Here is a 24,686-nt window from a genome sequence, read left to right as displayed (position 1 = left end):
TATCCGCACCGAAACCGGAATGTTGCGGCCGGAATGCGGAAATGGCCCTTCAGCAACGGACAATTAAGGTTACTGGTCCATCACTGTAGCGAGGCTTGATCCGCCGTCCGCTTCTCAGTGCCAGGACGATCCCGATGCGTACCGTCACCTTCCCGATCTTGGCCCTCCTCGGCTTCTGCGGCGCCAACACCGCGCGGGCCGCCGACCTGGACTACGATTACCTGCGCGGCGCCGACTACGATCCGCTCCCCACCCCGACGGTCGACTGGAGCGGCGTGTATGTCGGCGGCCACGGCGGCTACACGTCCGGCGGCCTGTCGCAACGCGACGCGATGCAATCCTCGCTCGCGAACTACTTCAGCTACCGGGATATCGAGAACGAGTTCAGCGTCTCGAAATTCCTGTCGCTTCCCGGTACCCGCACGCACGACGCAAGCTTCGGTGCCTTTGCCGGGTACAATGTCCAGTTCGACGATATCGTCCTCGGCGTCGAGGCCGACTACACGCACACGACTCAGAACAGCTGGTCGACCAACAGCATCAACCGCATTTTGACGACCGCCGCAGGCAACTCCGAGGTGGTGAGCCTGAGCGGTTCGTCAAACACGCGGATCGACGATTACGGCAGCATCAGAGCCCGGGCCGGCTACGCGTTCGGCAACCTGCTTCCGTACGTCACCGCCGGTGCCGCGATCGGTCGCGCGACGATCAACGACACCGTGGCGGTCCAGAATTACGGCTACAGCGCCACCACCTACACGGCGAACCAGTCTCTGACCACCGGCCTGCCCGCGGCGGTCTACAATCACGGCTACGCGAGCTTCAATCAGAACTTCCCGCTCGTCCGCTCGACCCCGGCCGGTCAGGGTGCCCAGACCGTCCCGTACGCCCCGACCCTGCTGACCGCCAACGCCCGGACCAAGACCATCGGCGGCGCGGCGCTCGGCTTCGGCCTGGAATACGCCATCACGTCCAACATCCTGGTGCGCGGCGAGTATCAGTACGTGCGGTTCCAGGACTTCAACGGCCACAGCGCCGAGTTGAACACCATCCGCGGTGGCGCGGCCGTCAAGTTCTGATCCTTTTTCCCGCGCCGGCCGGACCCTGACATGACAGACCGTCTCACAGCGCCGTGGTCCCTGACGGCACGCACGGCCCTTCTCGTCGGTCTCACCCTCGTCTCCGGGCCGGCAGCCGCCGGTTTCGAGACGCGCGGTGCCCGTCATCCGCATGTGCGCCGCATCGTGCGGGTGCGGTCGGTCCCCGTCGTCCCCCCACCGATCCTCGTCCGGGACTACCTGCCGCGCAACCACAACGTCCCGATGTACAACGAGCCGCCCCGGCGCGAGCCGGCGTGGTGAGACGCCCGCGCCGTCCTCAGCTCTCCAGCTCGCTGTCCCAGTACAGGTAGTCGAGCCAGGTGTGGTGATACTGGCGGTGGTCGAACTCGGGCTGCCGGTGGTGCAGCTCGTAGCGGGTCGGCCGCCGGGGCGCGTTCATCAGCGGCATGTCGGCCTCGTCCGGGGTCCGGTTGGCCTTGCGCAGGTTGCAGGGCGAGCAGGCCGCCACGACGTTCTCCCAGCTCGACAGGCCGCCCCGGGAGCGCGGCACCACGTGGTCGAAGGTCAGGCCGCCCGAGGGCAGCCGCAGGCCGCAATACTGGCAGCTGAACCCGTCGCGCAGGTAGATGTTGTAGCGCGTGAAGGCCGGGCTGCGGGCCAGCGCCACGTAGTTCTTCAGCGCCACCACGCTCGGCACCCGCAGGGACCGGGACGGGGAGCGCGCCTCGACGTCGTAGCTCGCCACCAGGGTGACCCGGTCGAGGAACAGGGCGGTGAACGCGTCCTTCCAGGACCAGAGGGAGAGCGGATTATACGAGAGCGGCCGATAATCCGCGTTCAGGACGAGGGTTTGGAGATCCATCATCGGCGCGACTCTTCGGACTGACTCTGACGCGGATAACGCGCGGGACCACGCGGACGCCCCACGGGCCCGCCCGAACCGGCCGAGGGCCGATGCGGAGCGGGCCCGCGTGCGGGACGCCGGCCTGGGGGGAGAGGCGGAGAGAGCAACAGAGCTGCGGGCCGGCGCGCAGGGGCGCCGGTCGGGGCGGAAGCATCCGGAACGCGGCCGGGCCGGGCCGGCACGATCGCCGGCCGTGCCCTTTCGCGTAATGACGAAAAGGCCCTGTCCATCAGGTGTTCATCTAATCCCAGCGTGACACCCTTGTGAAGCTTTTCCCGCCGGCGTCGGGGACGCACCCACAGACCGGCCGGCGGCCCCGGGAATCCGCCGACGGGTGGGCAGCAGCACGGTTTCGCCCTAAAGCTCGCCCAGAGCGCCCGGCCGCCGGGAGGCCCGCCCGGTCCCCTGCCGTCGCCGATTCGCCGATGCTGGACGTCGACCGTGCCTCCGGCGCACCCGACGAGAAGGTTGCCCATGACCCGTACGCCCGCGCGACTCCGTCCGCGCCTGCCGCTCCCCCTGCCGGTTCTCATGCCGGTTCTCCTGCCGGTTCTCGCCGCGCTCGGGCTCGGAATCCCTGCGGCCGCACCCGCGCCGGCCTTCGCCCAGGCACAGCCCGAACCCGGCGCCGGGAAGCCCGCGGAGGCGAAGGCCCCGGAGATCAAGCCGACCGAGATCAAGCCGACCGGGAACGCGCCCGCGGCGACCAAGCCGGCGCCGGCGCAGGCCGACGTCCCCGAGCAGTTCAAGGAGGTCCGGGCCAAGATCGAGGCCGCCAAGGCCGAGCTCGATGCCCGGGAGAAGCAGCTCGGTCACACGGACCTCACGGTGGCCGACCTCACCGCCATCCGCGACAGCGCCGCCACGGTCACCGAGGAGATCCGGGCCCTGGTCACGCGTCTCGACGCGCCCCTCGAGGCCGCGCGCGAGCGGCTGGCCCAGCTCGGGCCGAAGCCGAAGGAGGCCCAGGAGAGCGCCGACGTCGCCGAACAGCGCGTCGAGCGCGAGGCCGCCGTCACCCGGATCGACGAGACCCAGCGCCTCGCCCGCTCCCTGGTGGTCCAGGGCGACCAGATCGTCGACCGGGTCTCGAACCGTCGGCGCGAATCCTTCACCCGCGACCTGTTCCAGCGCTCCCAGCCCCTGGCCGGGCCCGGTCTCTGGACCAAGGTGATGGCCGACGTGCCGCGGGATACGCGCGCCCTGCAGAGCGCGGTCTCCGATATCGGCCTGCTGTTCTCCCGCAACGGCAGCCTCACCAACCTGCTGCTCCTGGGCCTCGCCTTCGGGATCTCGATCGCGCTGTATTTCGGGCGGCGCAACATCGCCCCCCGGGGGGCCCGCCGGGATGCCGCCAAGACCGATCCGTCGCGCCGGGCCATGCTGCTCGCCGCCTGGCGGGTGATCCTGCTCGGCACCGTGCCGGCGGTGGCCGGATCCTACGCGGTCTACTACGCGCTGGACGCCACCGACCTCCTGCCGTCCCGGCTCCTGCCGGTGGCCGCCGCGATCCTCGGGGGGCTCGCCTTCATCGCCTTCGTGGAGGCCCTCTGCGACGGTCTGCTCAGCCCCGAGAAGCCGGCCTGGCGCCCCGCCCCCGTGAGCGACGCGGCGGCCACGCGCCTGACGCGGCTCGCGGTCGGCATCGCCACGGTGGTCACCGTGGTGAAGTCCGTGGAGGCGCTGAATTCCGGGATCTCGGCGGCCCTGCCGATCTCCATCGCCACGCGGGGCCTCGGCGCCGTGGCGACCGCCCTGATCCTGGCGGTCGGCCTCCACCGCTTCGCCGATACCGAGCAGGAGGAGGAGGCCTGCTTCGGCCCCTACGTGCCCACCAAGACCACCACGGGCATCGGAGGGCCGGCCCGGCTCCTCGGCTGGGCCGCGGTGGCGGTGATCGGCCTCGGCGCGCTCGTGGGCTATGTCGCCTTCGCGGCCTTCCTGACCGACCAGCTGATCTGGGCCGCCTGCGTCCTGGTGCTGCTCTACCTGCTGGTCCAGAGCGTCGACATCTTCATCGGCCGGGCGCTCAGCGACGAGACGCGGCTGGCCACGACGCTCCAGGCCAATACCGGCCTGCGCAAGCGCTCGCTGAACCAGATCTCGGTCCTGGCGACCGGCGGCACCCGGGTCGTCCTGTTCCTGGTGGCCGCGCTCCTCGTGCTGGCGCCCTGGGGCCTCGACTCCACCGACATCGTCTCCTCGGTCCGGCAGGCCTTCTTCGGCTTCAAGGTCGGCGACGTCACGATCTCCCTCTCGAGCATCGCCTTCGGGATCGGCATCCTGGTGCTCGGCGTGTTCATCACCCGCGGCGTGCAGCGCTGGCTGGAGAACACCTACCTGCCGGCCACCGACCTCGACGCGGGCCTGCGCAACTCGATCACCACGGTGGCGGGCTATTGCGGCTTCCTGCTCGCGCTCGCGCTGGCCTTCTCGTATCTCGGCCTGAGCCTCGAGAAGCTCACCCTGGTGGCCGGCGCCCTGTCGGTGGGCATCGGCTTCGGCCTGCAGTCGATCGTCAACAACTTCGTCTCCGGCCTGCTGCTCCTGTGGGAGCGCCCGATCCGGGTCGGCGACCAGGTGGTGATCGGCGATTCCGAGGGGATCGTGAAGCGGATCTCGGTGCGCTCCACGGAGATCCAGACCTTCGACCGCTCGGCGGTGATCGTGCCGAACTCGAACCTGATCTCCGGCGTGGTGAAGAACCGCGTGCGGGGCGACCGCTCGGGGCGGGTCAGCATCACGGTCAGCGTGCTGCGCAACCAGGACCCCGTGCGGGCCGCCGAGATGATCACGGCCTGCGCGCAGGGCCATGCCGACGTGCTCAAGGATCCCGCACCCCGGGTGGTGTTCAAGAAGATCGGCGACCCGTTCCTGGAATTCGAGCTGCTGGTCTGGATCGTGGACGTGAGCCTCGGCCAGAAGGTGCTGACCGACCTGAACTTCTCCGTGTTCTCGACCCTGTCGGAGGCGGGCTTCATCCCGCCCCTCGGGCCCGGCGCCAGCATCGTGACCGTGCAGGGGCTCGACGCGATGCAGAGCGCCATGGGCGAGATCGCCAGCCGGTTCGGGCTGGCGGCGCCGGCCCCGGAGGGCGCAGACACGGCCCCGGCGCCGCGCGACCGCGGCCTACGGAGCGCGGGCGGCTGAGGGCCCGATGTGGTTTGGCCGGAGCGCGCCTATATGGCTCCGGCATCCGAGCCGGTTGCGGAGGCGGGGACCAGGATCACGTGGGCGCACGACACACGAGACGGCTTCTCCGGCGGACGGCCTGGCTCCCCGCGCTGGCCCTTCTCGGATCCTGCGCCGCCGAGGCGCCGACGACCGCCGCGCTGCCGAGCATCTACCTGCCGCTCGCCAGCAACAGCGCCCATATCGACGTGGACGCGGCCCGCGACATGATCTCGGCCTATCGCCGCAACCGCGGCGCCGCGCCCCTCGCGGTCGATCCCGAATTGCAGCGGCTCGCGGAGGCCGAGGCCGCCGCGATGGCGCTGGCCGACCGGCCGAGCCGGGCCCAGACCGTGAAGGCCGCGGTGGCGCGGCTCGGCTACGCGGAGGTGAACGCCAACCTGTCGGCCGGCTACCACACCCTGGCCGAGGCGTTCTCCGGCTGGCGGGAGAGCCCGCCGCACGACGCCACGATGACCGATCCCCGGGCGACGAAGATGGGCATCGCCACGGCCTACGCGCCGGGCACGAAGTACAAGGTCTACTGGGCGCTGCTGACGGCCCGCTAGAGACATGCCCGGACCAGTCGAGCGCCGTCACGCGGCCGGCGCGGTCACGCGGCTGCGACGGTGCGCAGACCTGTCCGACCGGCGTCGTGCCGATGCCGTGCGGGCGCGGCACGCCCTCGCCTCGAGACTCCGTTCGTGCTCAGATGAAACCGGCGCCGTGTCGGCTTCGGCGGGCGCCCCTCCGGACCGGCCTGGGGCAGGGACAAGGATTGAAACCGGTTTTGTCGCCCCCCGATAGCAGAGCCGGAAAGGGTTCGACGCGGCGGCACACCGGGGTCCCGACAGTCAGCGACGTGGCGCGCGAGGCCGGCGTCTCGGCGATGACGGTGTCCCGGGTCGTCAACGGGGACGAGAAGGTCCGCGCCGGCACCCGCGAGGCGGTGGAGCGGGCCATCGCCGCCCTGAACTACAAGCCGAACATCTCCGCCCAGATCCTGGCGGGCGTCAGCCAGATCCGCATCGGCCTGCTCTACAGCAACCCGAGTGCCGCCTACCTCAGCGAGTTCCTGGTCGGATGCCTCGGGGCGGCGAGCCAGGCGCAGGCGCAGCTTCTGGTCGAGATCTGCGAGCTTGGACAGAAGGAGGGCGACGTCGCGGCCCGCTTCCTCGCGAGCGGGATCGACGGGCTGCTCCTGCCGCCGCCCCTCTGCGATTCGGAATCGGTGCTCGCCGCGGTGGTCGCCACGGGCCTGCCGGCGGTCCGTGTCGGCACCTGGGAGGCCGAGACCGCGATCGGGGCGGTCAGCATCGACGGATACGCGGCGGCCCTCACCATGACGGCGCATATCGCGGCGCTGGGCCATCGGCGCATCGGCTTCATCCGGGGCAATCCCGACCAGACCGCGAGCGAGCGCCGCTTCCTCGGCTACCGCGACGGGCTGGAGCGGGCGGCCCTCACCTTCGATCCCGGCCTCGTCGCGCCGGGCCTGTTCACCTACCGCTCGGGGCTGGAGGCGGCGGAACGGCTGCTGACCGGCCCCGCACCGCCCACCGCCATCTTCGCGAGCAACGACGACATGGCCGCCGCCACCGTCGCCGTGGCTTTGCGCCGGGGGCTCGCCGTCCCGGAGGATCTCACGGTCTGCGGCTTCGACGACACGGCCATCGCCACCACCATCTGGCCGGAACTCACGACGATCCGCCAGCCCATCCGTGAGATGTCCCACGCGGCGATGGTCCTGCTCATGAAAGCAGCCCGCGCCCGTCGCGCCGGACAGGATCCGGACCGCGCGCATATTGTCCTCGACCACGCGCTGGTCCGCCGCTTCTCGGACGCGCCGCCGCGCTGACTGGGCGTCCGCGCGGGCTTGCTTCGCTTCACTTCGGCGTGCGGCCTTCCTCCCGCGCCGGATCTTGACAAGATCTTGGAACGCCGGTTTATGTTAGCGCTATCAGACGAGTGGGGGCCGCTGAGTCTCCGCCGGGACCGAGGGGAGCGGCGCGCATGGCTTTCGCGGCGGCGCACGCATTGCCGACGGACCGGCGCGCGGGCTTGTTCCTCGGCCGCGTCCACGACGAAGCCGCGGCGGGGCCCACCGCCTTCGGCCCCGGTGACGGCCTCCGGCGTGACCTTCGCGGCCTACGCCCGCGCGCGTGTCAACCAGCAGCGCGCGAACGGCGATCCGGCGGCCACTGTCCGGGCGCGGATCGGGGCGAGCCGGCGGGCGGTCGTCCCGGGCACAGGGGAGGCCGCCGCGCCGGAGCGCGGCCTCATGGAGGACGGCCTGCGGTCCCGGGACATCGAGGCCGCCATCGGGCCGGACGCGGTGATCTTCAGCACGTCGCCCGTGCCCTCGCCCGTCGGCCGAGGCACCCGGATCGGCATCCGCTCGGCTAAAACCGGGGACAGCCCCGAGCCGGAGATCGTGCCGCTGCTCGCCCGCGCCGCCACCCGCTGATCCTGAGTCCCGGAGCCCGTATCCGTGTCGTCGTCCCCCTCCACGCGTGCGATCTACCCGAGCCTCCGGTCCCGGCGGGTGCTGGTGACCGGCGGTGCCTCCGGCATCGGCGAGGGCTTGGTCGAGGCCTTCGTCGCCCAGGGGGCGCGGGTCGCGTTCTGCGACATCGCCGACGACGCGGCCGCCGAGCTGGTCGCGCGGCTCGAAGGCGACGCGGTGCATCCGCCGCTCTACCGGCGCTGCGACCTGACCGACGTGGAGGCCGTCCGCGCCCTGGTGGCCGAGACCGAGGCGGCGCTGGGGGGCATCGACGTCCTCGTCAACAATGCCGGCAACGACGACCGCCACAGGATCGACGAGGTGACGCCGGCCTATTGGGACGCGCGCATGGCGGTGAACCTGCGCCACATGTTCTTCGCCGCGCAGGCGGCGGTGCCGTCCATGCGGCGGGCCGGCGGCGGGGTGATCCTCAATTTCGGATCGATCAGCTGGCATCTCGGCTCGCGGGACATGCCGATCTACCAAGTGGCCAAGGCCGGGATCGAGGGTCTGACGCGGGCGCTCGCCCGGGACCTCGGCCGGGACGGCATCCGCGTCGCCACGGTCGTTCCGGGCAACGTCCAGACGCCGCGGCAGGAGCGCTGGTACACCCCGGAGGGGGCGGCCGAGATCGTGGCGGCCCAGTGCCTCGACGGGCGGATCCAGCCGGCGGACGTCGCCGCCCTGGTCCTGTTCCTGGCCTCGGACGACGCCCGGATGTGCACCGGGCACAGCTACTTCATCGATGCGGGCTGGCGCTGAGCCCTGGCGATCCCAAACCTGGCGATCCCAACCCTGGCGATCCGGCCCGATCACGTCCACGCCGTGCAGGCGATCCTCGGGGAGGGACCGGTCTGGCTGCCGCACGCGCGCGCCCTGTGGTTCACCGACATCAAGGCGCGGCGCCTGCACCGCTACGATCCCGAGGCCGGGGCGCTGCGGAGCTGGGACGCGCCGGACCAGCCCGGATGGGTACTGCCCGCCCATGACCGCTCGCTGGTGGCGGGCCTCCAGTCCGGCCTGCACCGCTTCGACCCGGAGGGCGGCCTGTTCGCCGCCCTGCACGACCCCGAGCCGCACCTGCCCGGGAACCGCCTGAACGACGCGGCCGTCCACCCGGACGGCAGCCTGTGGTTCGGCACCATGGACGATGCCGAACGCGCCCCGACCGGCCGCCTCTACCGGTTCGGCGGGGCGGGCGCCGCCGACAGCGGCCTGCCGGCGGTGACGATCACCAACGGCCCGGCCTTCTCGCCGGACGGGGCGATCCTCCACCACGCCGACACCCTCGGCCGCACGATCTGGCGGGTTCCCCTGGCCGGCGGAGAGCCGGCCGGGGAACCGACCCCCTTCGCCCGGATCGAGGACGGCGCCGGATACCCGGACGGCCTGACGGTCGACGCGGAGGGCTGCGTCTGGACGGGTCTGTTCGGCGGCGGCGACCTCGGCCCGCAAGGGCCTGTCGGAGGCCGACCGCGCCGCCACGACCGCGCGTCTCGCGGCCGGATCCCCCTCGGCCGGCAGCCTGCAGGAACTCGACGCCATCGCGTCCTGCGTGATCGGCGGCACCCCCATGCGGGGCGGGGCGGGCACCGTCGTGGGGGCCCTGGTCGGCGCCCTCCTGATGGCGAGCCTTGACAACGGCATGTCGATGCTCAGCCTCGACAGTTACTGGCAGATGATCGTCAAAGGAACGATTCTTCTTCTAGCTGTTTGGCTCGACGTCGCAGCATACGCTAAGACAATCTGAGGCATTGATTCCGTCAAGCACGACGTGACCGGTCTAAAGATCGGGAGCGTAGGCCATTCTCGGCCTCGTGTCTGAATTTATACCTATAATAATAACAATGTCAGACGAAGACAAAGAATAAAAGCCAAAATTGCATTTCAGAGGCTGGGGGAAGACCATGATCAATGAAACTCTTACGTTCGGCAGAGGCAGGGCGCTGATGCTCGGCGCCGTCGTCGCGCACGGGCTCCTCTGGACGCCCGGCCTTCATGCGCAGGAGGTGCAGCCCACCGGTCCCGCCGCCGTGACGAACGTGCCCGAGGGACTGGCACGGCCGGTCCGCGCGCGCCGTGCCCGGCCCGCGCGCCGCCCGCCCGTCGCGGGGCTCCCGCTGGCCCGGCCGGCGACGGCGACCAACCCCAACCTCGCCCCCGGCGGCAGCCTCGACACCCGCGCCGCCGCGCCGAAATGGGGGCTGTTCGGCAATCTCGGCGGCCTGCGCGACGACCTCTTCCGGGCCGGCATCCGTGTCGATGCCGGCGTCGATTACGAGGTCGGCACCAATCTCCAGGGTGGAACGCGCCAGCAGCTGCGGGGCAGCGGGCAGTTCGTCCTCAAGGGCGCGGCCGACATGGATCAGCTCGCGGGTGTCGAAGGCGGCACCATGAACTTCGTCTTCACCCAGCGCTTCGGGCGCAGCCTGCCGATCGACGCGCATCTCGGCCTCCTTCAGCAGACGGAGGAAGTCTACGGCCGGGGCAACATTCCCCGCCTGACCACGCTGTCGTACGACCAGCAATTCGGCCGGTACGTCGATCTCAAGTTCGGACGCATGCCGGTCGGGTCCGATTTCGCCGGCTTCGCCTGCGAGTTCCAGAACCTGACCTTCTGCGGCAACCAGCCGGGCAACCTCGTCGGGAACTACTGGTACAACTGGCCGATCTCACAATATGCGGCGCGTCTGCGGCTCGGAAACTTGGAGACCGGATACATCCAGGCCGGCGTCTACCAAGTGAACCGGCGCGATCTCGATGACGGGTTCAACTTCGACCCGACCGGGGCGACCGGCGCCCTGGCGATCCTCGAAGGCGCCGTGTTCCCGACCTTCGGCCCGTTCAACTACCGGGGCAGCTACACGGTCGGCGGCTGGTACCAGACGGCGGGCGGACCCGACCTCTACTACAACACCGCGCGGCTCCCCCTCAGCCTGTACGGCGGGCTCCCCCTCGGCCATCAGGAGCGCAGCGGCGTCTACGGCGTGGCGGTGCAGGAACTCTACCGGCCGAACCCCGACGAGCCCACCCGCAACCTGTCCGCCTTCCTCCGGGTGACCTTCGCGGATCCGCGCACGTCGCCCCTCGACGAGCAGGAGACGCTGGGCCTCGTCTACAAGGGCTTCTGGGATGCCCGCCCCTCCGATTGGATCGGCGTCGCGATCGGCCAGTCGCATGCCAGTTCCGCGGCCGCGCGGGGCATTGCGGCGGCGAACGCCTTCGGCGGCACCTACCAGCCGATCCCCGGCTACGAGCGCGTGCTGGAGGTGTTCTACAGCCTCGCTCTGACGCCGGACGTGGTGATCCGTCCGAACATCCAGTTCGTGAACCGCCCCGGCGGCATCAACCGGCGCGAGGACGTGGTCGTCTTCGGCGTGAAGAGCGGCGTCACCTTCTGAAACCGGCCTCGCCCCCTGCCGGCGCCCTCGCGCCGACAGGGGGCGATCGGAACCCCGCGCGATGTCCGGCACGGGGCGCGCCGGGCAGAACGGTTCGATCCGGTCGCGGGTGAACGGGGTTCGCGGCCGGGCGGGCGAGGGCGTCTCGACGACCCGGCGATGACGCCCGAGGGTCGAGGCCGCGGGTCGGATCATCGACGCCGCGCACTCTCCCCGCCGAGGCCGGCTGGTCCGACGCCGAACCGACCGGCCCCTGCGCCGGACACGCGCCGCGTCGTCACGCGCGGGGAAGTCCATCGCAGGCGATCGAAAGATCCAAACGTCAAAAGTCCATATTGGCATCCTCCAAAGGGATGTTGACCCGCCTCGGGGCCGGTGGAATCAGTACAACGATCCACCCATCGAGGAATCCCTGCCGATGTTCGGTGATCTGATTTCTCAGCACGCAGAACTTGAATTCCTTCTCATCGTCATTTTCCTGCTGAGTCTCATGGTCCCGATCGGGATCTTCGTCGGCCGCAGGAACATCAGGCTCAGTCGACGGGAGATCGTGGTCGATCTGGAGCGGCTCTTCAGCTTCGCCACGGTCGACGGTCGGAAGATCATACTTCCGTCTTTCGAGCTGGTGAAATACAAATACGACCCGGAAGCCAAGCCCAAGCGAGAGGATGGCGACGAGAATCCGCAATCGTTCATCTTCTACCTGTTTCCGGTGGTGACCTACGTGCTGATCTGTTGCATCTGCTTCAGCATGGGGTTCCACCAGCGGGACGGCAGCTCGCTCAGCCTGCGGGAAAATTATTTCACCGATCCCCAGAATACGATCATCGGATCGTTAGCGTACAGTTTCATTGCCGGTTATATTTATACCATCCAGTATCTCATCCGGCGGATCTCGAATTTCGATCTCTCGCCGATCTCGTTCTTCCATGCCGTGTTCCATCTCCTCCTGGCGCTGTCGGTGAGCGCGGCCGTGTGGCACGCGCATCTGTTCGATCTCAAGCGCTTGGGCGAACTGGGGGCGAATCTCGCCATCGCGATGGCATTCGTGATCGGCCTCGTCCCCGATCTGTTCATCCGGGCGCTGGTGGCGAAATTCCCCTGGATCCGGCTGCGGCGGGTCGCGGAGGAGAGCAAGAGGCTGCAGGAGGAACTGCCCCTCGACATGATCCTGGGCATCGACCCGTTCATGAAGCTGCGGCTCGGGGAGTTCGAGATTCAGGATGTGCAGAATCTCGCGACGATGAACCCCATCCAGATCTTCGTCGAGACTCCCTACGGCCTCTACGAGGTGATCGACTGGGTCGCCCAGGCGCAGCTGATCCTCGCGGTCGGGCCGTCCAAGGTCCTGGCGCTGAGGAGACTGAGCATCCGCACCATATTCGATCTCGAGCGGTGCATCCGGAATCCCTATGTCGCCCAAAGGGTCACGGCCGTCTTGCTGGAGGACGCCGGAAGCTTCGAGGGCGACATCCGCGTCTCGTCGGAGAGCGTGGACAGGGCGGACGGCAACAGCGAGGTGCGGCTGGACGAGCGCTTCGAGCTCGACGCCATGCTGAGCTACATCCGGGACGATCTCCATGTCCGCCGGCTGCGGCAGATCTGGGACGTCATCAATTGCCGCTTGAACGACCGGAACGCCCACGGGGATGTCGTCGCGGTCTCCGGGCCGGCCGAGGAGGTCGACGGCAAGGGCATCGACGGCAAGCTCACCGACGGCAAGGTCACCGACGCCCGGCGGAAGGATTTCGAGGGGGGGCTGCAGGCGGTCGGGTGAGGCGCAGGGCGCGTGCCCTCACGGCAGGCCCTTCACGTTCGGCACCGGCGGCGCCTCCTTGAGCAGCGTCACCGTCACGCGCCGATTGGCCGGCATGTAGGGGTTGTCGGGGAACATCGGCTCGGTATCGGCCTTCCCGGAGACCGAGGCGAACCGGTCGTCGGGCACGCCCGAGCCGGCCAGGACCTCCCGGACGGTGACGGCGCGTCCCGCGGAGAGTTCCCAGGGGGGCGCCGCCGGGCGCTGCCCGGGCCGGTCCGTCGCGGTGTAGCCCGTGATGGCGATGCGGTTCGGCATCTGGCGGAGCGCCGGGCCGAGCTTCTCCAGGAGCCGCCGCGTGCGCTCGTTGGGTCGGGTCGAGCCCTCCGGGAACATCGAGCGCCCGTCCTGATCGACGATCGACACGTCGAGACCCTGCTCGGTCCGGGCGATCACCACGTTCTTCGACAATTCGGCGAAATCCGGCAGGCTCTGCAGCGCCTGCCGCAGGGAGGCCGCCGCGAGGCCGAAATTCTCCGGCTCGCCGGTGTCGGTCAGGCCGAACTCGCTGCTCTTGTTGAGCCGCGGCGGCGTGGTGCGGTCGGTGGCCTGCTCGGGGGGGATGTCGCGCAGGTACTTGACGTGGTCGGCCGCCGGCAGACCATCGGTCTCGATGATGCCGGCGAACTTCGACTCCTTGTTGACGCCGAAGGCGTCGCGCATGGAGCCCGCCACCATCTGCATCTTCTTCTGATCCTGCGTCGAATACGCCGCGACCATCACGAAGAAGCTCATCAGCAGGGCCATCAGGTCGGCGAAGGTGACGAACCAGCCGTGGCCGCCATGCGCGCCGCCGCGCTTCTTCTTGGCCATCTCAGGCGGCCTGTTCCAGCAGCGCCTCGCGGTGGTTGTGCGGCAGGTAGGCGACCAGCATCTCGCGCACGAGGGTCGGGCTCTTCTGGTCCCGGATCATCAGGATGCCGTCGATGATCAGCGAGCGCGAGACGTCCTCCTCCTCGAGCTTGACGTGCAGCTTGTCGGCGAGCGGCAGGGTGATCAGGTTGGCGATCACGGCGCCGTACAGGGTGGCGAGCAGGGCGGTCGCCATGGCGGGGCCGAGCTTCGAGGGGTCGGACATGTTGGCGAACATCGCCACCATGCCGAGGATGGTGCCGATCATGCCCCAGGCCGGGGCGCAGTCGCCGTAGGCCCGGTAGACCTTCGAGCCCTCGTCGAGATGCATCAGGAAGTTATCGCGGTCCCGCTCCATCGTGTCGCGGATGAACTCGCGGTCGTAGCCGTCGGCGATGTAGCGCGCGCCCTGGGCCAGGAACGGGTCGGAGATCTCCATGTTCTCCAGCGCCATCGGGCCCGACTTGCGGACCACGTCGGCGATCTTGGTGATCTCCTCGATCAGCTCCTGGGGCTTCACCGAGCGCATCATGAAGGCGAAGCGCAGGCCCATGGGCAGGCCGTGCATGATCACCGAGAACGGGAAGCGGATCATCGTGGCCGCGGTGGCACCGCCGAACACCACCACCACGGCGTGCTCGGACAGGTAGGCGCCGAAATGACCGCCGTCGAGCATGATCAGCCCGACCACGACGCCGAGGCCCGAGAGCAGGCCGAGTGCGGTTGCGAGATCCATGAGGCGGGGGCCCGATGCCGAATCGTTCAGGAAAACCGGAACCCGGGATGGAAAACGGCCGGGTAGTCCACAGGGTTAGGAAACCTTGCTGAACGAACGGTAAAGAAGGTCATTTCGACCCTGTGTCGGCCCGTCATCGCGCGTTCAGGCAAAGCCTGGCATAGCCCTGTCGTACGAGGGGTTTGCGGGGAATCGGCGCGGGTGCCGGCCGCGCGGAACCCTCAGGTCGAGGCGCAGGACCCGGGTCACACGGGCCGCGCGAGGGTGGCGGAGCGGTGGTGATGGTTCGTCTGTACGGGCGGGTCCTGGGTTTCCTGAAGGCGGAACGGCGGCTGGCCATCGGTCTGGCCGCCACCAACCTCGTGCTGGCGGTGGCGGCCTTCGCCGAGCCGCTGCTGATGGGCCGCATCATCGACCAGCTGACCCACCTCAAGCGCGGCGGCGACGCCATGGGCACCATGCTGCCCCTGCTCGCCGCCTGGGTGGCGTTCGGCTTCTTCACCATCGCGGCGGGCGTGTTCATCGCGCTCCACGCCGACCGGCTGGCCCACCGCAACCGCCTGTCGTCGATGGCGAGCTACTTCGAGCACGTGCTCGACCTGCCGCTGGCCTTCCACTCGGCCAACCATTCGGGCCGGGTCCTGAAGGCGATGCTGGAGGGCACCAACGGCATGGCCTGGCTGTGGCTCGGCTTCTTCCGCGACCACCTCGTGGCGCTGGTGTCGCTCGGCGTGCTCCTGCCGATGACGCTGTTCATCAACTGGCAGCTCGGCTCGATCCTGGTGGTGCTGGTGCTGGCCTTCACGGCGCTCACCATCTTCGTGATGCGCCGGACCGAGACCCTCCAGGGGCAGGTCGAGGAGTTCAATTCGGGGCTCGCCGCCCATGCGTCCGACGCCCTCGGCAACGTCGCGGTGATCCAGTCCTTCACCCGCGCCAAGGCCGAGAAGGACGCGATGCGCGGCATTATCACCAACCTGCTCGCCGCGCAGATCCCGGTCCTGTCCTGGTGGGCGCTCGCCAACGTGGCGACCCGGGCGTCGGCGACCATCACGATGACGGCGATCTTCGTCACCGGCATCTGGCTCTACCAGGCCGGCACCACCACGGTGGGCGAGGTCGTGGCCTTCATGAGCCTCGCCACCGCCTTCGTGGCGCGCCTCGACCACGTGGTCGGCTTCGTCAACGGCCTGTTCCAGCAGGCGCCCAAGATCGCCGAGTTCTTCGAGATCTACGACACCGTCCCGGCGGTGGCCGACCGGCCGCATGCCCGGCAGGTCGCGCGCTTCGAGGGCGAGGTCACCTTCGAGGACGTCGCCTTCTCGTACGATGGCCGCCGGCGGGCGCTCGACGGCGTCTCGTTCTCGGCGCGGCCCGGCGAGACGATCGCGCTGGTCGGCACCACCGGCTCGGGCAAGTCGACGACGCTCGGCCTGCTGCACCGCAGCTTCGATCCGGCCTCCGGGTCGATCCGCATCGACGGGATGGACATCCGCGACGTCGGCCTCTCGAGCCTGCGCCACAACATCGGCGTGGTGTTCCAGGAGCCGATGCTGTTCGCCCGCTCGATCCGCGAGAACCTCCAGGTCGGCTGCCCCGACGCCACCGATGCCGAGATGCTCGACGCGCTGGAGCGCGCCCAGGCCAGCGCCTTCATGGCGCGCCAGCCCGACGGGCTCGACACGGTGATCGGCGAGCGCGGCCGGTCCCTGTCGGGGGGCGAGCGCCAGCGGCTCTCGATCGCCCGGGCGCTCCTGAAGAACCCGCCGATCCTGATCCTCGACGAGGCGACCTCGGCGCTGGACGCCGCCACCGAGCGCAAGCTCCAGGGCGCGCTGGAGACCGTGATGGAGGGGCGGACCACCTTCGTGATCGCCCACCGCCTCGCCACGATCCGCGACGCCGACCGCATCCTGGTGTTCGACGAGGGCCGGATCGTGGAGGCCGGCACCTTCGACCAGCTGGTGGCCGAGGGCGGCCGCTTCGCCGAGCTCGCCCGGGCCCAGTTCATGGCGGCGGAATCCGACGAGGACGAGGGGCTGGCCCTGGCGGCGTGAGGCGGTTCCGTCCGGGGGCTCCGGTCGACGCGCCCCGCGCCGTCGTCACGGGCGCGGCGACCCCGGGCCGGGCCCCTTCGGCGGAGGCGGCGCCCCGGGATTGCCGCGCTCCGCCCGCCGGGACGGCGGTGCCGGGATCCTCGACCGGAAGCCGTCTCAGCTCACTTGGCGCAGGTGGCCGCCCCGGGCCCCCGGGGCCGCCTGCATGGTGCGGATGAAGGCGGCGATGCGGGGGGCGATCACCGACCGGTAGCGGGAGCCGTTGAACACGCCGTAATGGCCGACGCCGGCCTGGAGGTGGTAGGCCTTGCGCGCCTCCGGCAGGTTCGGCGTCAGGTCCAGCGCCGCCTTGGTCTGGCCGACGCCCGAGATGTCGTCGTTCTCGCCCTCGACCGCCAGGATCGCGCAGCGGCGGATCGCCCCCAGGTCGACCGGCAGGCCCCGGTGGGTCATGCGGCCCTTCGGCAGGGCGTGGTCCACGAACACGGTCTGCACGGTCTGCAGGTAGTACTCGGCGGTCAGATCCATCACCGCGAGGTACTCGTCGTAGAACTCCCGGTGCTTCTCGGCAGAGTCCCCGTCGCCCTTCACCAGATGATCGAACATGTCCGAATGGGCGGTGACGTGGCGGTCGAGGTTCATCGCCATGAAGCCCGACAGCTGCAGGAAGCCCGGATAGACCCGGCGCCACGCCCCCGGGTAGATCGGCGGGACGAGGCTGATCGTGTTGCGCTCGAACCAGGTCTGGCCGCGCTCCTGCGCGAGGCAGTTCACCGCGGTGGGCGAGCGGCGCGTGTCGATCGGGCCGCCCATCAGGGTCATCGAGGTCGGCACCGCGGGCTCGTCGGCGGCCTCCATCAGCGCCACCGCGGCGATCACCGGCACCGCCGGCTGGCACACGGCCATGACGTGCAGGTCCGGCCCCAGGACCGCGAACATCTCCTGCAGATAGTCGACGTAGTCGTGGAGGTCGAAGTGCCCGGCGAGCAGCGGCACCATCCGGGCGTCGGTCCAGTCGGTGACGAACACCCGGTGGTTCGGCAGCATCGCCTCCACGGTGCCGCGCAGCAGCGTCGCGTAGTGCCCCGACATCGGCGCGACGATCAGCAGCTTCGGCTGCGCCTCCGCGGGGGGTGTCGGGAAGGCGCGGTCGAAGGCGATCAGGCGGCAGAACGGCCGCTCCCAGACCACCCGCTCGGTGACCGGGACCGGGTTGCCGTCGACCAGGGTCTCGGCGAACCCGAAGGCGGGCTTGCCGTACTGGCGGGTGACGCGCTCGAACATCTCGCAGCCGGCGCTCACCGCGCGGGCGTAGGGTCCGTAGGCGAGGGGATTGCCGGGCATCTGCAGCCCGTAGCGCGTCAGATCGGCGGCGACCCGGGCCGGCGCCATCAGGGCGCGGGCACCCTCGTACATCGAGTAGGCCAGCAGCATCGTCACCTCGCGGTCCGGTCCGGCCGCCGGCATCCCGCCGCGCGGCTCATGCTCCCTGCAACCCGAATCGCGCCGATAATGCTCCACCTTGGACGGGGGTGGAACATCCCGCGGCCGCGGCGACTTAGCCGGGACGACGTCCGCGCGCTCTCCGCCGAAGCGAGTCCCGGTTTGGCGGAGAGCGCGCGGACCACACCCAGGGTCCCTAGACAGCGACGATTCGTCCGGGTCGGCTTGCCGGGGACCGGGCTCCTGCGCCATGCGGAGACGATCCGCCAAGCGGACGGATCGAGGCGGCCCGTCCGGCGACGCACCGAAGCAGCGCATGCCCGACACCGATCTCAGCGGCCTCGGCCGCGACGCGCGACACCTGCGGCTCGACACGTTCGTCCGCCTGCGCTGGCTCGCCATCACCGGTCAGAGCGCCGCCGTGGTCGGGGCGCAGTTCGGCCTCGGCCTGCCCCTGCCGTTCGGCTGGTGCTTCCTGGTGATCGCCACCTCGTCCTGGCTGAACCTCGCGCTCCGCATCCGCTTCCCGGCGAGCTACCGGCTCAGCGACGATTCCGCGGCCCTGCTGCTCGCCTTCGACATCGTGCAGCTCGCGGCGCTGCTGTTCCTCACGGGCGGCCTCCAGAACCCGTTCTCCCTGCTGTTCCTCGCGCCCGTCCTGATCTCCGCCACCGCGCTACCGCCGGAGCGGACGCTCGCGCTGGGCCTCCTGGCGGTCGGGCTCGCGACCCTGCTCGCCCTGGTGCACCGGCCGCTGCCCTGGTTCGCCGACGGGCGGATCGAGCTGCCGTTCCTGTACGTCTCGGGGGTCTGGACCGCGATCCTGCTCGGCACCGCGTTCACGGGGGTCTACGCGTGGCGAGTGGCGGAGGAGACGCGGCTCCTCGCCCAGGCCCTCGCCGCCACCGAGCTGGTTCTCGCCCGCGAGCAGCATCTCTCCCAACTCGACGGGCTGGCGGCCGCGGCGGCCCACGAACTCGGCACGCCCCTCGGCACCATCATGGTGGTGACCAAGGAGCTGATTCGCCAGCTCGGGCCCACCGCGTCCCCGTCCGTAGCGGAGGATCTCAGCCTGCTGCGCGAGCAGGTCGACCGCTGCCGCGGCATCCTCGGCAAGCTCACCTCGCTCGACGGGGACGGGGCGGGGTTCCTGGAGACGGTGACGTTCAGCCACCTCGTGGAGGAGCTGGTCGCGCCGCAGCGGGCGCTGGGGGCTGGGCTCGACATCACCAGCGTCGGCGACGGGCCGGAGCCGGCCTGCCGGCGCAACCCGGGGGTCATGTTCGGGCTCGCCAACATCCTCGACAACGCCGTCGACTTCGCGGAGGCCCGGGTCTCCGTCGAGGGGCGCTGGACCCAGGAGCGGGTCTGGATCGAGATCCGCGACGACGGCCCCGGCTTCTCCAGCGAGGTGCTGCTGCGGGCGGGGGAGCCCTACGTCACGACCCGCAGCCACGACCGGCCGCAATCCGGCGGGACCGTGGGGGCCGGGCTCGGCCTCGGGCTGTTCATCGCCAAGACGCTGATCGAGCGCTCGGGCGCTCAGCTGACCCTGATGAACGTCTCGGCCCCGAACGCGCACGGCGCCGTCGTGCGGGTCTCCTGGGCCCGCCACATCTTCGAGCGCGGCGCGGTGCCGCGACATTCTCCGGAATTCAGTATCCGCTCCCCCCTGCCCCCGGGAGATGCGCTCCCTATATGAGGGACAGACGCAGAATCTAACGACGAAAACCCGAAAGGAGTGCCGGATGCTCACGCAGCCCGGGACCTCGGTGGCGCCGGACGCTGCCGTGTTCAACGATGCCGATCCGCTGGCCGCCTTCTCCGACCGCAGTCTGCTGATCGTGGACGACGACAAGCCGTTCTCGACGCGGCTCGCGCGCGCCATGGAGAGCCGCGGCTACCACGTCCAGGTCGCCGACAGCGTGGCCGACGGCGTGTCGGCGGTCGAGGCCCGGGCCCCCGCCTTCGCGGTGATCGACATGCGCCTCGGGGACGGCAACGGCCTCGACGTGATCGCCCGCCTGAAGGAGCGCCGCCCGGAAGCCCGGGGGGTGATCCTGACCGGCTACGGCAACATCGCCACCGCGGTCACCGCGGTGAAGCTCGGCGCGTTCGACTACCTCGCCAAGCCCGCCGATGCCGACGAGATCCACGGCACGCTGATGGCGCAGCCCGGCGAGCGGGCCGACCCTCCGGAGAACCCGATGTCGGCGGACCGGGTCCGCTGGGAGCACATCCAGCGCGTCTACGAGCTGTGCAGCCGCAACGTCAGCGAGACCGCCCGGCGCCTGAACATGCACCGGCGGACGCTGCAGCGGATCCTGGCCAAGCGCGCGCCGCGCTGAGCCGGTAGGCGGCACGGTCGGTTGCGTCGTCCCGCCTCGGTGGGCTAGCTGCGCGGGTTCCGGGCGATACCGTCCGGGACCCGCACTGCTTTTGAGGGCGCATACCGTGAACGGGCGCAACGCCATCACCATCGTCAGCATGATGGTCCTCGTGGGCACCGAGGTGTTCGCCGTGGCCATCGCGGCCGGCTGGGCCATCGCGGGCCTGTTCGATCTCGGGGATCGCGTCGGCCACGTCCTGATGGGCGTCTTCAGCCTGTTCGCCGCCTGGATCATGCTCCAGCTGTGGCGGCGGGCGACCAGCATCGAGCCGCTGCGGACCGGCACGGTCGCGCCCCGGCGATAAGCCCGCCGTCGCAAGCCGGGCATCCCGGCGCGCACCCGGTCGACAGGGCGTCGGCCATGCTGCTAGTTGCGGTCCCCGGCATAATGCGTAACGATGCCGCAGGTCACACCCCCGTTCCCGGCTACGCGTGAGACCCGAAAATCCATGAAAGCCCGCATTATCGTCACCTTGAAGACCGGCGTCCTGGACCCGCAGGGCAAGGCGATCGAGGCCGCCCTCAAGTCCCTCGCCATCGAGGGCGTCGAGGGCGTGCGGCAGGGCAAGGTCTTCGACATCGAGGTCGCGGCGACCGACTCCGCCGCCGCCGAGGCGACGCTGCGCACGGCCTGCGAGAAGCTCCTGGCCAACACGGTGGTCGAGAACTACGCGATCGAGATCCTCTGATGCACGCGGCGGTGGTCGTCTTCCCTGGCTCCAACCGCGAGACGGACGTCGTCCGTGCGCTGCGCCGGTCCGGGGCGCAGGTGAGCCTCGTCTGGCACGCGGATCACGAACTCCCGGCCGGAACCGATCTCGCGGTCCTCCCGGGGGGCTTCTCGTACGGCGACTATCTCCGCTGCGGCGCGATCGCCGGGCGGGCGGCCGCGATGGACGCGGTGCGCGCCCATGCGGCGCGGGGCGGCCTCGTCCTCGGCATCTGCAACGGCTTCCAGATCCTGTGCGAATCCGGGCTCCTGCCCGGGGTGCTGATGCGCAACGTCAACAGGCGCTTCATCTGCCACCGGCAGACGCTCCGGGTCGAGCGCACCGACACCCGCTTCACCAGCGCCTACAGGGCCGGTCAGGTCATCGACGTCTGCGTCGCCCACGGGGAGGGCAACTACTTCGCCGATCCCGAGACCCTGACGCGGATCGAGGGGGAGGGCCGGGTGGCGTTCCGGTACTGCGATGCGCAGGGCGCCATCACCGTGGAGGCCAACCGCAACGGCTCCCTCAACGCGATCGCGGGCGTCCTGTCGGAGAACCGCACCGTGCTCGGCATGATGCCCCACCCGGAGAACTTCGTGGAGGATCTGATCGGCGGGACGGACGGGCGCGGGCTCTTCGACAGTCTCGCGGCCTGAGGGCTCCGGCGAAGATCGGTATTAACCGATCGTTAGGGTTTCGGAACCATAAAGAGGTATCCAGAGATCTGGATGTCGAGTTGGATTGTCTCGTCCGCTCTGCTTGATGCCTCCCTGAAGACTCCTCCAAGCCGCTCCCTCCGGGGCGGCTTTTTTCTGTGCGGGTGGCGGGGGGATGCGACGATTGTCATGCCTGACTGCCCGAGGCGCGCTCCTGCCGTCGGTGGACGAGCACACCCGATCTGACACGCGCCCTCCCTCCCTCCTTTGCGGGGGAGGGTGGCCCCTGCGTCAGCAGGGGTCGGGAGAGGGGAGCGATGGGGCCGGAAAGGTCGCGACGCGCCCAATACATCCTGCATCGTCGCGCTGCCCCTCTCCCGCCCCCCTTCGGGGGCCACCCTCCCCCGCAGAGGGGGGAGGGAGAGCCGCGGCGTCCTCCCTGTCTTCTCTTCAGCGGAGATTTATTGATCCGGTTGCCGCGCGGAGCAGAGGATCGACGGCGTGTGCCCAGACCGCCGTCGATCCCCCCTCAGTACAACCCGCCGGCCTGCGCGGCCCGGTCGGCGTCCGGCGGCACCGAAGCGGCCGCGGGCGCCGCGCCCTGGCCGCCGGAGGGCGGCGCCACGTAGGAATCCGGCGGGGCGGTGCCGGGCTTGAACGCCTCCAGGATGGTCCCGGCCCCCTCGCCCGAGCCGGCGCGGGTGCCGCTGGCGAGGTTGACCCGGATCAGCTTGATCCCCGGGGGCACCCGGAACGGCGTCGGCGGCTTGTCCTTGAGGGCCGTCTTCAGGAACTCGAGGGCGATCGGCGCCGCCAGCCCGCCGCCGGTGGCGCGGTCGCCCAGCGAGCGCGGCTTGTCGAAGCCGATATAGATGCCCACCGCGAGGTCCGGCGAGAAGCCCACGAACCACGCGTCCTTGGCGTCGTTGGTCGTGCCGGTCTTGCCGGCGAGCGGCTTGCCGATCTGCTTCAGGATGGTGGCCGTGCCGCGCTGGACCACGCCCTCCATGATCGAGACCATCTGGTAGGCGGTGAGCGGATCGAGCACCTGCTCGGAATCGTCCACCAGCTTCGGCTCGTCCTGGCCCGACCACTTCTCGGCGTCGCAGCCGATGCACTTGCGGTTGTCGTGCCGGTAGATCGTCTCGCCGACGCGATCCTGGATCCGGTCGATCAGGGTCGGCCGGATGCGGCGGCCGCCGTTGGCCAGCATCGAGTAGGCGGTGACCATGCGCATCACCGTGGTCTCGCCGGCGCCGAGCGACATCGGCAGCACCGGCAGCAGGTCGTCGTAGACGCCGAAGCGGCGGGCGTACTCGGCGATGAGCGGCATGCCGACATCCTTGGCGAGCCGCACCGTCATCAGGTTCTTCGAGTGCTCGATCCCGTACCGCAGGGTGTGCGGACCGCCGGACTTGCCGTCGTAGTTCGAGGGCGTCCAGGCCTCCTGGCCGGGCCCCGCCTCGATGGTGATCGGCGAATCCTGCACGATCGAGGCGGGCGTGTAGCCGTTGTCGAGCGCCGCCGAATAGACGATCGGCTTGAACGAGGAGCCGGGCTGGCGCATCGCCTGGGTGGCCCGGTTGAACTCGGATTCGTCGTACGAGAAGCCGCCCACCATCGCGTGGACGCGGCCCGTGTTCGGGTCCATGGCCACGATGGCGCCGGAGACCTCGGGCTTCTGGCGCAGGCGGAACTGGCCGCGGCCCCCCTCGATCGCCTCGACATAGACCATGTCGCCGGCCTGGAGGTTCGCACGTCCCGCCCAGCGCATGCCGTCGGCGGTGATCACGCCGGTCTCGCGGTCCTTGGCCACCTGGCCCGACGCCTCGCGCCTGGGCTGGAGGCCGACCTGGAGGCCGCCGGCGCCATTGCTCAGCACCACGGCGAGCCGCCAGGGCGCCACGTCGCCGAGGGCCGGGACCTCCGCCGCCGCCATCCCCCAGTCGCGCCCGGTCAGGTCGACCCTGGAGACCGGACCGCGCCAGCCATGGGCCTGGTCGTAGCGCACGAGGCCGTCGACCAGCGCCTTGCGGGCGAGGGCCTGCATCTTCGGATCGAGGGTGGCGCGCACCGAGAGGCCGCCCTCGTAGAGCTTCTTCTCGCCGTAGCGCTCGGAGATCTCGCGGCGGACCTCTTCGGTGAAGTAGTTGGCGTTGGCGGCGTTCGGGAAGGCGACCCGCGGGTTGACCCCGAGCGGCATCTTCTTGGCGGCCTCCGCCTCGTCCTTGGTGATGTAGTTGTTCTCCGCCATCAGGCGGATGATCTCGTTGCGGCGGTCGAGGGCCGCCTGCGTCTTGCGGTAGGGGTGGTAGTTGTTCGGCCCCTTCGGCAGGGCGGCGAGGTAGGCCGCCTCGTTGATGGTCAGCTCGTGGACCGACTTGCCGAAATAGTCGAGCGCCGCCGCCGCCACGCCGTGCAGGTTGCGGCCCGGGACGATGGTGCCCAGGAAGATCTCGTTGAGGTAGAGCTCCAGGATCTTGTCCTTGGAGTAGGCCGCCTCGATCCGCAGCGCCAGCAGCGCCTCCTTGATCTTGCGGTCGTAGGTCTGCTCGGCGGACAGCAGGAAGTTCTTGGCGACCTGCTGGGTGATGGTCGAGGCGCCCTGGCGCTTGCCCGACTTGGCGTTGGTCAGGAAGGCGCGTACGATCCCCTCGGGGTCGATGCCGCCGTGCTTGTAGAAGTTCTTGTCCTCGGCCGACAGGAAGGCCGCGACCACGATCTTCGGCATCGCCTGGATCGGCAGGTAGAGCCGGCGCTCCCGGGCGTATTCGGCCAGCAGCGAGCCGTCCGAGGCGTGGACGCGGGTCATCACCGGCGGCTCGTAATTGGCGAGCGCGGCGTGGTCGGGGAGGTCCTGGCTGTACTTCCAGTAGAAGTAACCGCCCACCGCCGCGCCGATCACGAACAGCACCGCGGCGGCGCTGAACAGGATCCCGAAGAAACGAAGGATCAGACGCATCCGGTGTTCCGCTCGTCGC

At 70.0% G+C, this 24,686-nt stretch carries 20 protein-coding genes and 2 pseudogenes; 17 read left to right on the top strand and 5 right to left on the bottom strand.

The genetic code is table 11. The features are described from left to right. Positions 1-134 precede the first annotated feature (134 nt). Together MKL01_RS18230 and MKL01_RS18225 are read left to right on the top strand one after the other, a co-directional pair. Positions 135-1,079, top strand: coding sequence for an outer membrane protein (locus tag MKL01_RS18230; protein ID WP_243906620.1), 945 nt, complete (start codon positions 135-137; stop codon positions 1,077-1,079). Positions 1,080-1,109: 30 nt separating this feature from the next. Then, positions 1,110-1,361 (top strand): hypothetical protein, encoded by a 252-nt coding sequence (locus MKL01_RS18225; protein ID WP_243906619.1) that lies wholly within the window; start codon positions 1,110-1,112, stop codon positions 1,359-1,361. A gap of 16 nt (positions 1,362-1,377) precedes the next feature. Here MKL01_RS18225 and MKL01_RS18220 read toward each other — a convergent pair whose 3' ends face one another. Continuing rightward, on the bottom strand, positions 1,378-1,926 hold the full coding sequence (locus MKL01_RS18220) for an HNH endonuclease (RefSeq protein WP_160536565.1): 549 nt from the start codon (positions 1,924-1,926) through the stop codon (positions 1,378-1,380). 513 nt (positions 1,927-2,439) lie between these two features. On the opposite strand from MKL01_RS18220, the gene MKL01_RS18215 reads away from it, so the two are divergent. The 9 genes and pseudogenes from MKL01_RS18215 (at position 2,440) to MKL01_RS18175 (ending at position 12,820) form a co-directional block, all read left to right on the top strand. Further along, positions 2,440-5,115, top strand: a complete 2,676-nt coding sequence (locus MKL01_RS18215; RefSeq protein ID WP_243906618.1) for a DUF3772 domain-containing protein — start codon at positions 2,440-2,442, stop codon at positions 5,113-5,115. A gap of 80 nt (positions 5,116-5,195) precedes the next feature. Then, positions 5,196-5,705: a CAP domain-containing protein gene (locus MKL01_RS18210; RefSeq protein ID WP_409566275.1), complete on the top strand. Its 510-nt coding sequence runs from the start codon at positions 5,196-5,198 to the stop codon at positions 5,703-5,705. Positions 5,706-5,998: 293 nt separating this feature from the next. Then, positions 5,999-6,994: a LacI family DNA-binding transcriptional regulator gene (locus MKL01_RS18205; RefSeq protein ID WP_243906617.1), complete on the top strand. Its 996-nt coding sequence runs from the start codon at positions 5,999-6,001 to the stop codon at positions 6,992-6,994. Between the two features lie 261 nt (positions 6,995-7,255). Continuing rightward, positions 7,256-7,603, top strand: coding sequence for a hypothetical protein (locus MKL01_RS18200; protein WP_243906616.1), 348 nt, complete (start codon positions 7,256-7,258; stop codon positions 7,601-7,603). Positions 7,604-7,627: 24 nt separating this feature from the next. After that, positions 7,628-8,404, top strand: coding sequence for an SDR family NAD(P)-dependent oxidoreductase (locus MKL01_RS18195; RefSeq protein ID WP_243906615.1), 777 nt, complete (start codon positions 7,628-7,630; stop codon positions 8,402-8,404). Positions 8,405-8,467: 63 nt separating this feature from the next. Further along, positions 8,468-9,073, top strand: a pseudogene (locus tag MKL01_RS18190) (SMP-30/gluconolactonase/LRE family protein); the annotation flags it as partial. 52 nt (positions 9,074-9,125) lie between these two features. Continuing rightward, a pseudogene (locus MKL01_RS18185) lies at positions 9,126-9,392 on the top strand (ABC transporter permease subunit); the annotation flags it as partial. Between the two features lie 199 nt (positions 9,393-9,591). Then, on the top strand, positions 9,592-11,043 hold the full coding sequence (locus MKL01_RS18180) for a carbohydrate porin (RefSeq protein WP_243906614.1): 1,452 nt from the start codon (positions 9,592-9,594) through the stop codon (positions 11,041-11,043). Between the two features lie 490 nt (positions 11,044-11,533). Continuing rightward, complete coding sequence (locus MKL01_RS18175; protein WP_243906613.1) at positions 11,534-12,820, top strand: hypothetical protein; 1,287 nt, start codon at positions 11,534-11,536, stop codon at positions 12,818-12,820. A gap of 18 nt (positions 12,821-12,838) precedes the next feature. Here MKL01_RS18175 and MKL01_RS18170 read toward each other — a convergent pair whose 3' ends face one another. Beyond that, positions 12,839-13,672: a flagellar motor protein MotB gene (locus MKL01_RS18170; RefSeq protein ID WP_243906612.1), complete on the bottom strand. Its 834-nt coding sequence runs from the start codon at positions 13,670-13,672 to the stop codon at positions 12,839-12,841. A gap of 1 nt (position 13,673) precedes the next feature. Further along, a complete protein-coding gene (locus MKL01_RS18165; protein WP_243906611.1) occupies positions 13,674-14,447 on the bottom strand; it encodes a motility protein A in 774 nt (257 codons plus the stop codon). 275 nt (positions 14,448-14,722) lie between these two features. On the opposite strand from MKL01_RS18165, the gene MKL01_RS18160 reads away from it, so the two are divergent. Then, a complete protein-coding gene (locus tag MKL01_RS18160; protein ID WP_243906610.1) occupies positions 14,723-16,504 on the top strand; it encodes a glucan ABC transporter ATP-binding protein/ permease in 1,782 nt (593 codons plus the stop codon). A 156-nt stretch (positions 16,505-16,660) separates the two neighbouring features. Here MKL01_RS18160 and MKL01_RS18155 read toward each other — a convergent pair whose 3' ends face one another. Continuing rightward, a complete protein-coding gene (locus tag MKL01_RS18155) occupies positions 16,661-17,938 on the bottom strand; it encodes a polyhydroxyalkanoate depolymerase (RefSeq protein WP_279604717.1) in 1,278 nt (425 codons plus the stop codon). Between the two features lie 325 nt (positions 17,939-18,263). Here MKL01_RS18155 and MKL01_RS18150 point away from each other — a divergent pair, with 325 nt between their 5' ends. From MKL01_RS18150 to purQ, 5 genes are all read left to right on the top strand, one after another. Beyond that, positions 18,264-19,649 (top strand): ActS/PrrB/RegB family redox-sensitive histidine kinase, encoded by a 1,386-nt coding sequence (locus tag MKL01_RS18150; RefSeq protein ID WP_243906609.1) that lies wholly within the window; start codon positions 18,264-18,266, stop codon positions 19,647-19,649. A gap of 46 nt (positions 19,650-19,695) precedes the next feature. Further along, positions 19,696-20,295 (top strand): ActR/PrrA/RegA family redox response regulator transcription factor, encoded by a 600-nt coding sequence (locus tag MKL01_RS18145; RefSeq protein WP_243906608.1) that lies wholly within the window; start codon positions 19,696-19,698, stop codon positions 20,293-20,295. Positions 20,296-20,401: 106 nt separating this feature from the next. After that, positions 20,402-20,641 carry a hypothetical protein gene (locus MKL01_RS18140; protein ID WP_243906607.1) on the top strand — a complete coding sequence of 80 codons (240 nt, stop codon included), beginning with the start codon at positions 20,402-20,404 and terminating at the stop codon, positions 20,639-20,641. Between the two features lie 144 nt (positions 20,642-20,785). Further along, positions 20,786-21,025 (top strand): phosphoribosylformylglycinamidine synthase subunit PurS, encoded by a 240-nt coding sequence (purS, locus tag MKL01_RS18135; RefSeq protein WP_243906606.1) that lies wholly within the window; start codon positions 20,786-20,788, stop codon positions 21,023-21,025. Continuing rightward, on the top strand, positions 21,025-21,705 hold the full coding sequence (gene purQ, locus MKL01_RS18130; protein WP_243906605.1) for a phosphoribosylformylglycinamidine synthase subunit PurQ: 681 nt from the start codon (positions 21,025-21,027) through the stop codon (positions 21,703-21,705). The genes purS and purQ overlap by 1 nt, the downstream gene beginning before the upstream one ends. A 529-nt stretch (positions 21,706-22,234) precedes the next feature. Here purQ and MKL01_RS18125 read toward each other — a convergent pair. After that, positions 22,235-24,667 (bottom strand): penicillin-binding protein 1A, encoded by a 2,433-nt coding sequence (locus MKL01_RS18125; RefSeq protein WP_243906604.1) that lies wholly within the window; start codon positions 24,665-24,667, stop codon positions 22,235-22,237. Positions 24,668-24,686 lie beyond the last annotated feature (19 nt).

Origin of the sequence: Methylobacterium sp. J-070 (assembly GCF_022829385.1) — a bacterium.
Taxonomy (GTDB): domain Bacteria; phylum Pseudomonadota; class Alphaproteobacteria; order Rhizobiales; family Beijerinckiaceae; genus Methylobacterium.
The sequence above is the reverse complement of the archived record's forward strand: the minus strand, read 5'-3'. Positions and strand labels throughout refer to the sequence as shown.

Excerpts from the sequence above, each read along its gene's own strand:
- MKL01_RS18170 (WP_243906612.1), bottom strand. The coding sequence starts at position 13,672 with ATGGCCAAGAAGAAGCGCGGCGGCGCGCATGGCGGCCACGGCTGGTTC.
- purS (WP_243906606.1), top strand. The coding sequence starts at position 20,786 with ATGAAAGCCCGCATTATCGTCACCTTGAAGACCGGCGTCCTGGACCCG.
- MKL01_RS18220 (WP_160536565.1), bottom strand. The coding sequence starts at position 1,926 with ATGATGGATCTCCAAACCCTCGTCCTGAACGCGGATTATCGGCCGCTC.
- MKL01_RS18180 (WP_243906614.1), top strand. The coding sequence starts at position 9,592 with ATGCTCGGCGCCGTCGTCGCGCACGGGCTCCTCTGGACGCCCGGCCTT.
- MKL01_RS18230 (WP_243906620.1), top strand. The coding sequence starts at position 135 with ATGCGTACCGTCACCTTCCCGATCTTGGCCCTCCTCGGCTTCTGCGGC.
- MKL01_RS18165 (WP_243906611.1), bottom strand. The coding sequence starts at position 14,447 with ATGGATCTCGCAACCGCACTCGGCCTGCTCTCGGGCCTCGGCGTCGTG.
- MKL01_RS18150 (WP_243906609.1), top strand. The coding sequence starts at position 18,264 with ATGCCCGACACCGATCTCAGCGGCCTCGGCCGCGACGCGCGACACCTG.
- MKL01_RS18215 (WP_243906618.1), top strand. The coding sequence starts at position 2,440 with ATGACCCGTACGCCCGCGCGACTCCGTCCGCGCCTGCCGCTCCCCCTG.
- purQ (WP_243906605.1), top strand. The coding sequence starts at position 21,025 with ATGCACGCGGCGGTGGTCGTCTTCCCTGGCTCCAACCGCGAGACGGAC.
- MKL01_RS18225 (WP_243906619.1), top strand. The coding sequence starts at position 1,110 with ATGACAGACCGTCTCACAGCGCCGTGGTCCCTGACGGCACGCACGGCC.
- MKL01_RS18155 (WP_279604717.1), bottom strand. The coding sequence starts at position 17,938 with ATGCTGCTGGCCTACTCGATGTACGAGGGTGCCCGCGCCCTGATGGCG.
- MKL01_RS18175 (WP_243906613.1), top strand. The coding sequence starts at position 11,534 with ATGGTCCCGATCGGGATCTTCGTCGGCCGCAGGAACATCAGGCTCAGT.
- MKL01_RS18145 (WP_243906608.1), top strand. The coding sequence starts at position 19,696 with ATGCTCACGCAGCCCGGGACCTCGGTGGCGCCGGACGCTGCCGTGTTC.
- MKL01_RS18125 (WP_243906604.1), bottom strand. The coding sequence starts at position 24,667 with ATGCGTCTGATCCTTCGTTTCTTCGGGATCCTGTTCAGCGCCGCCGCG.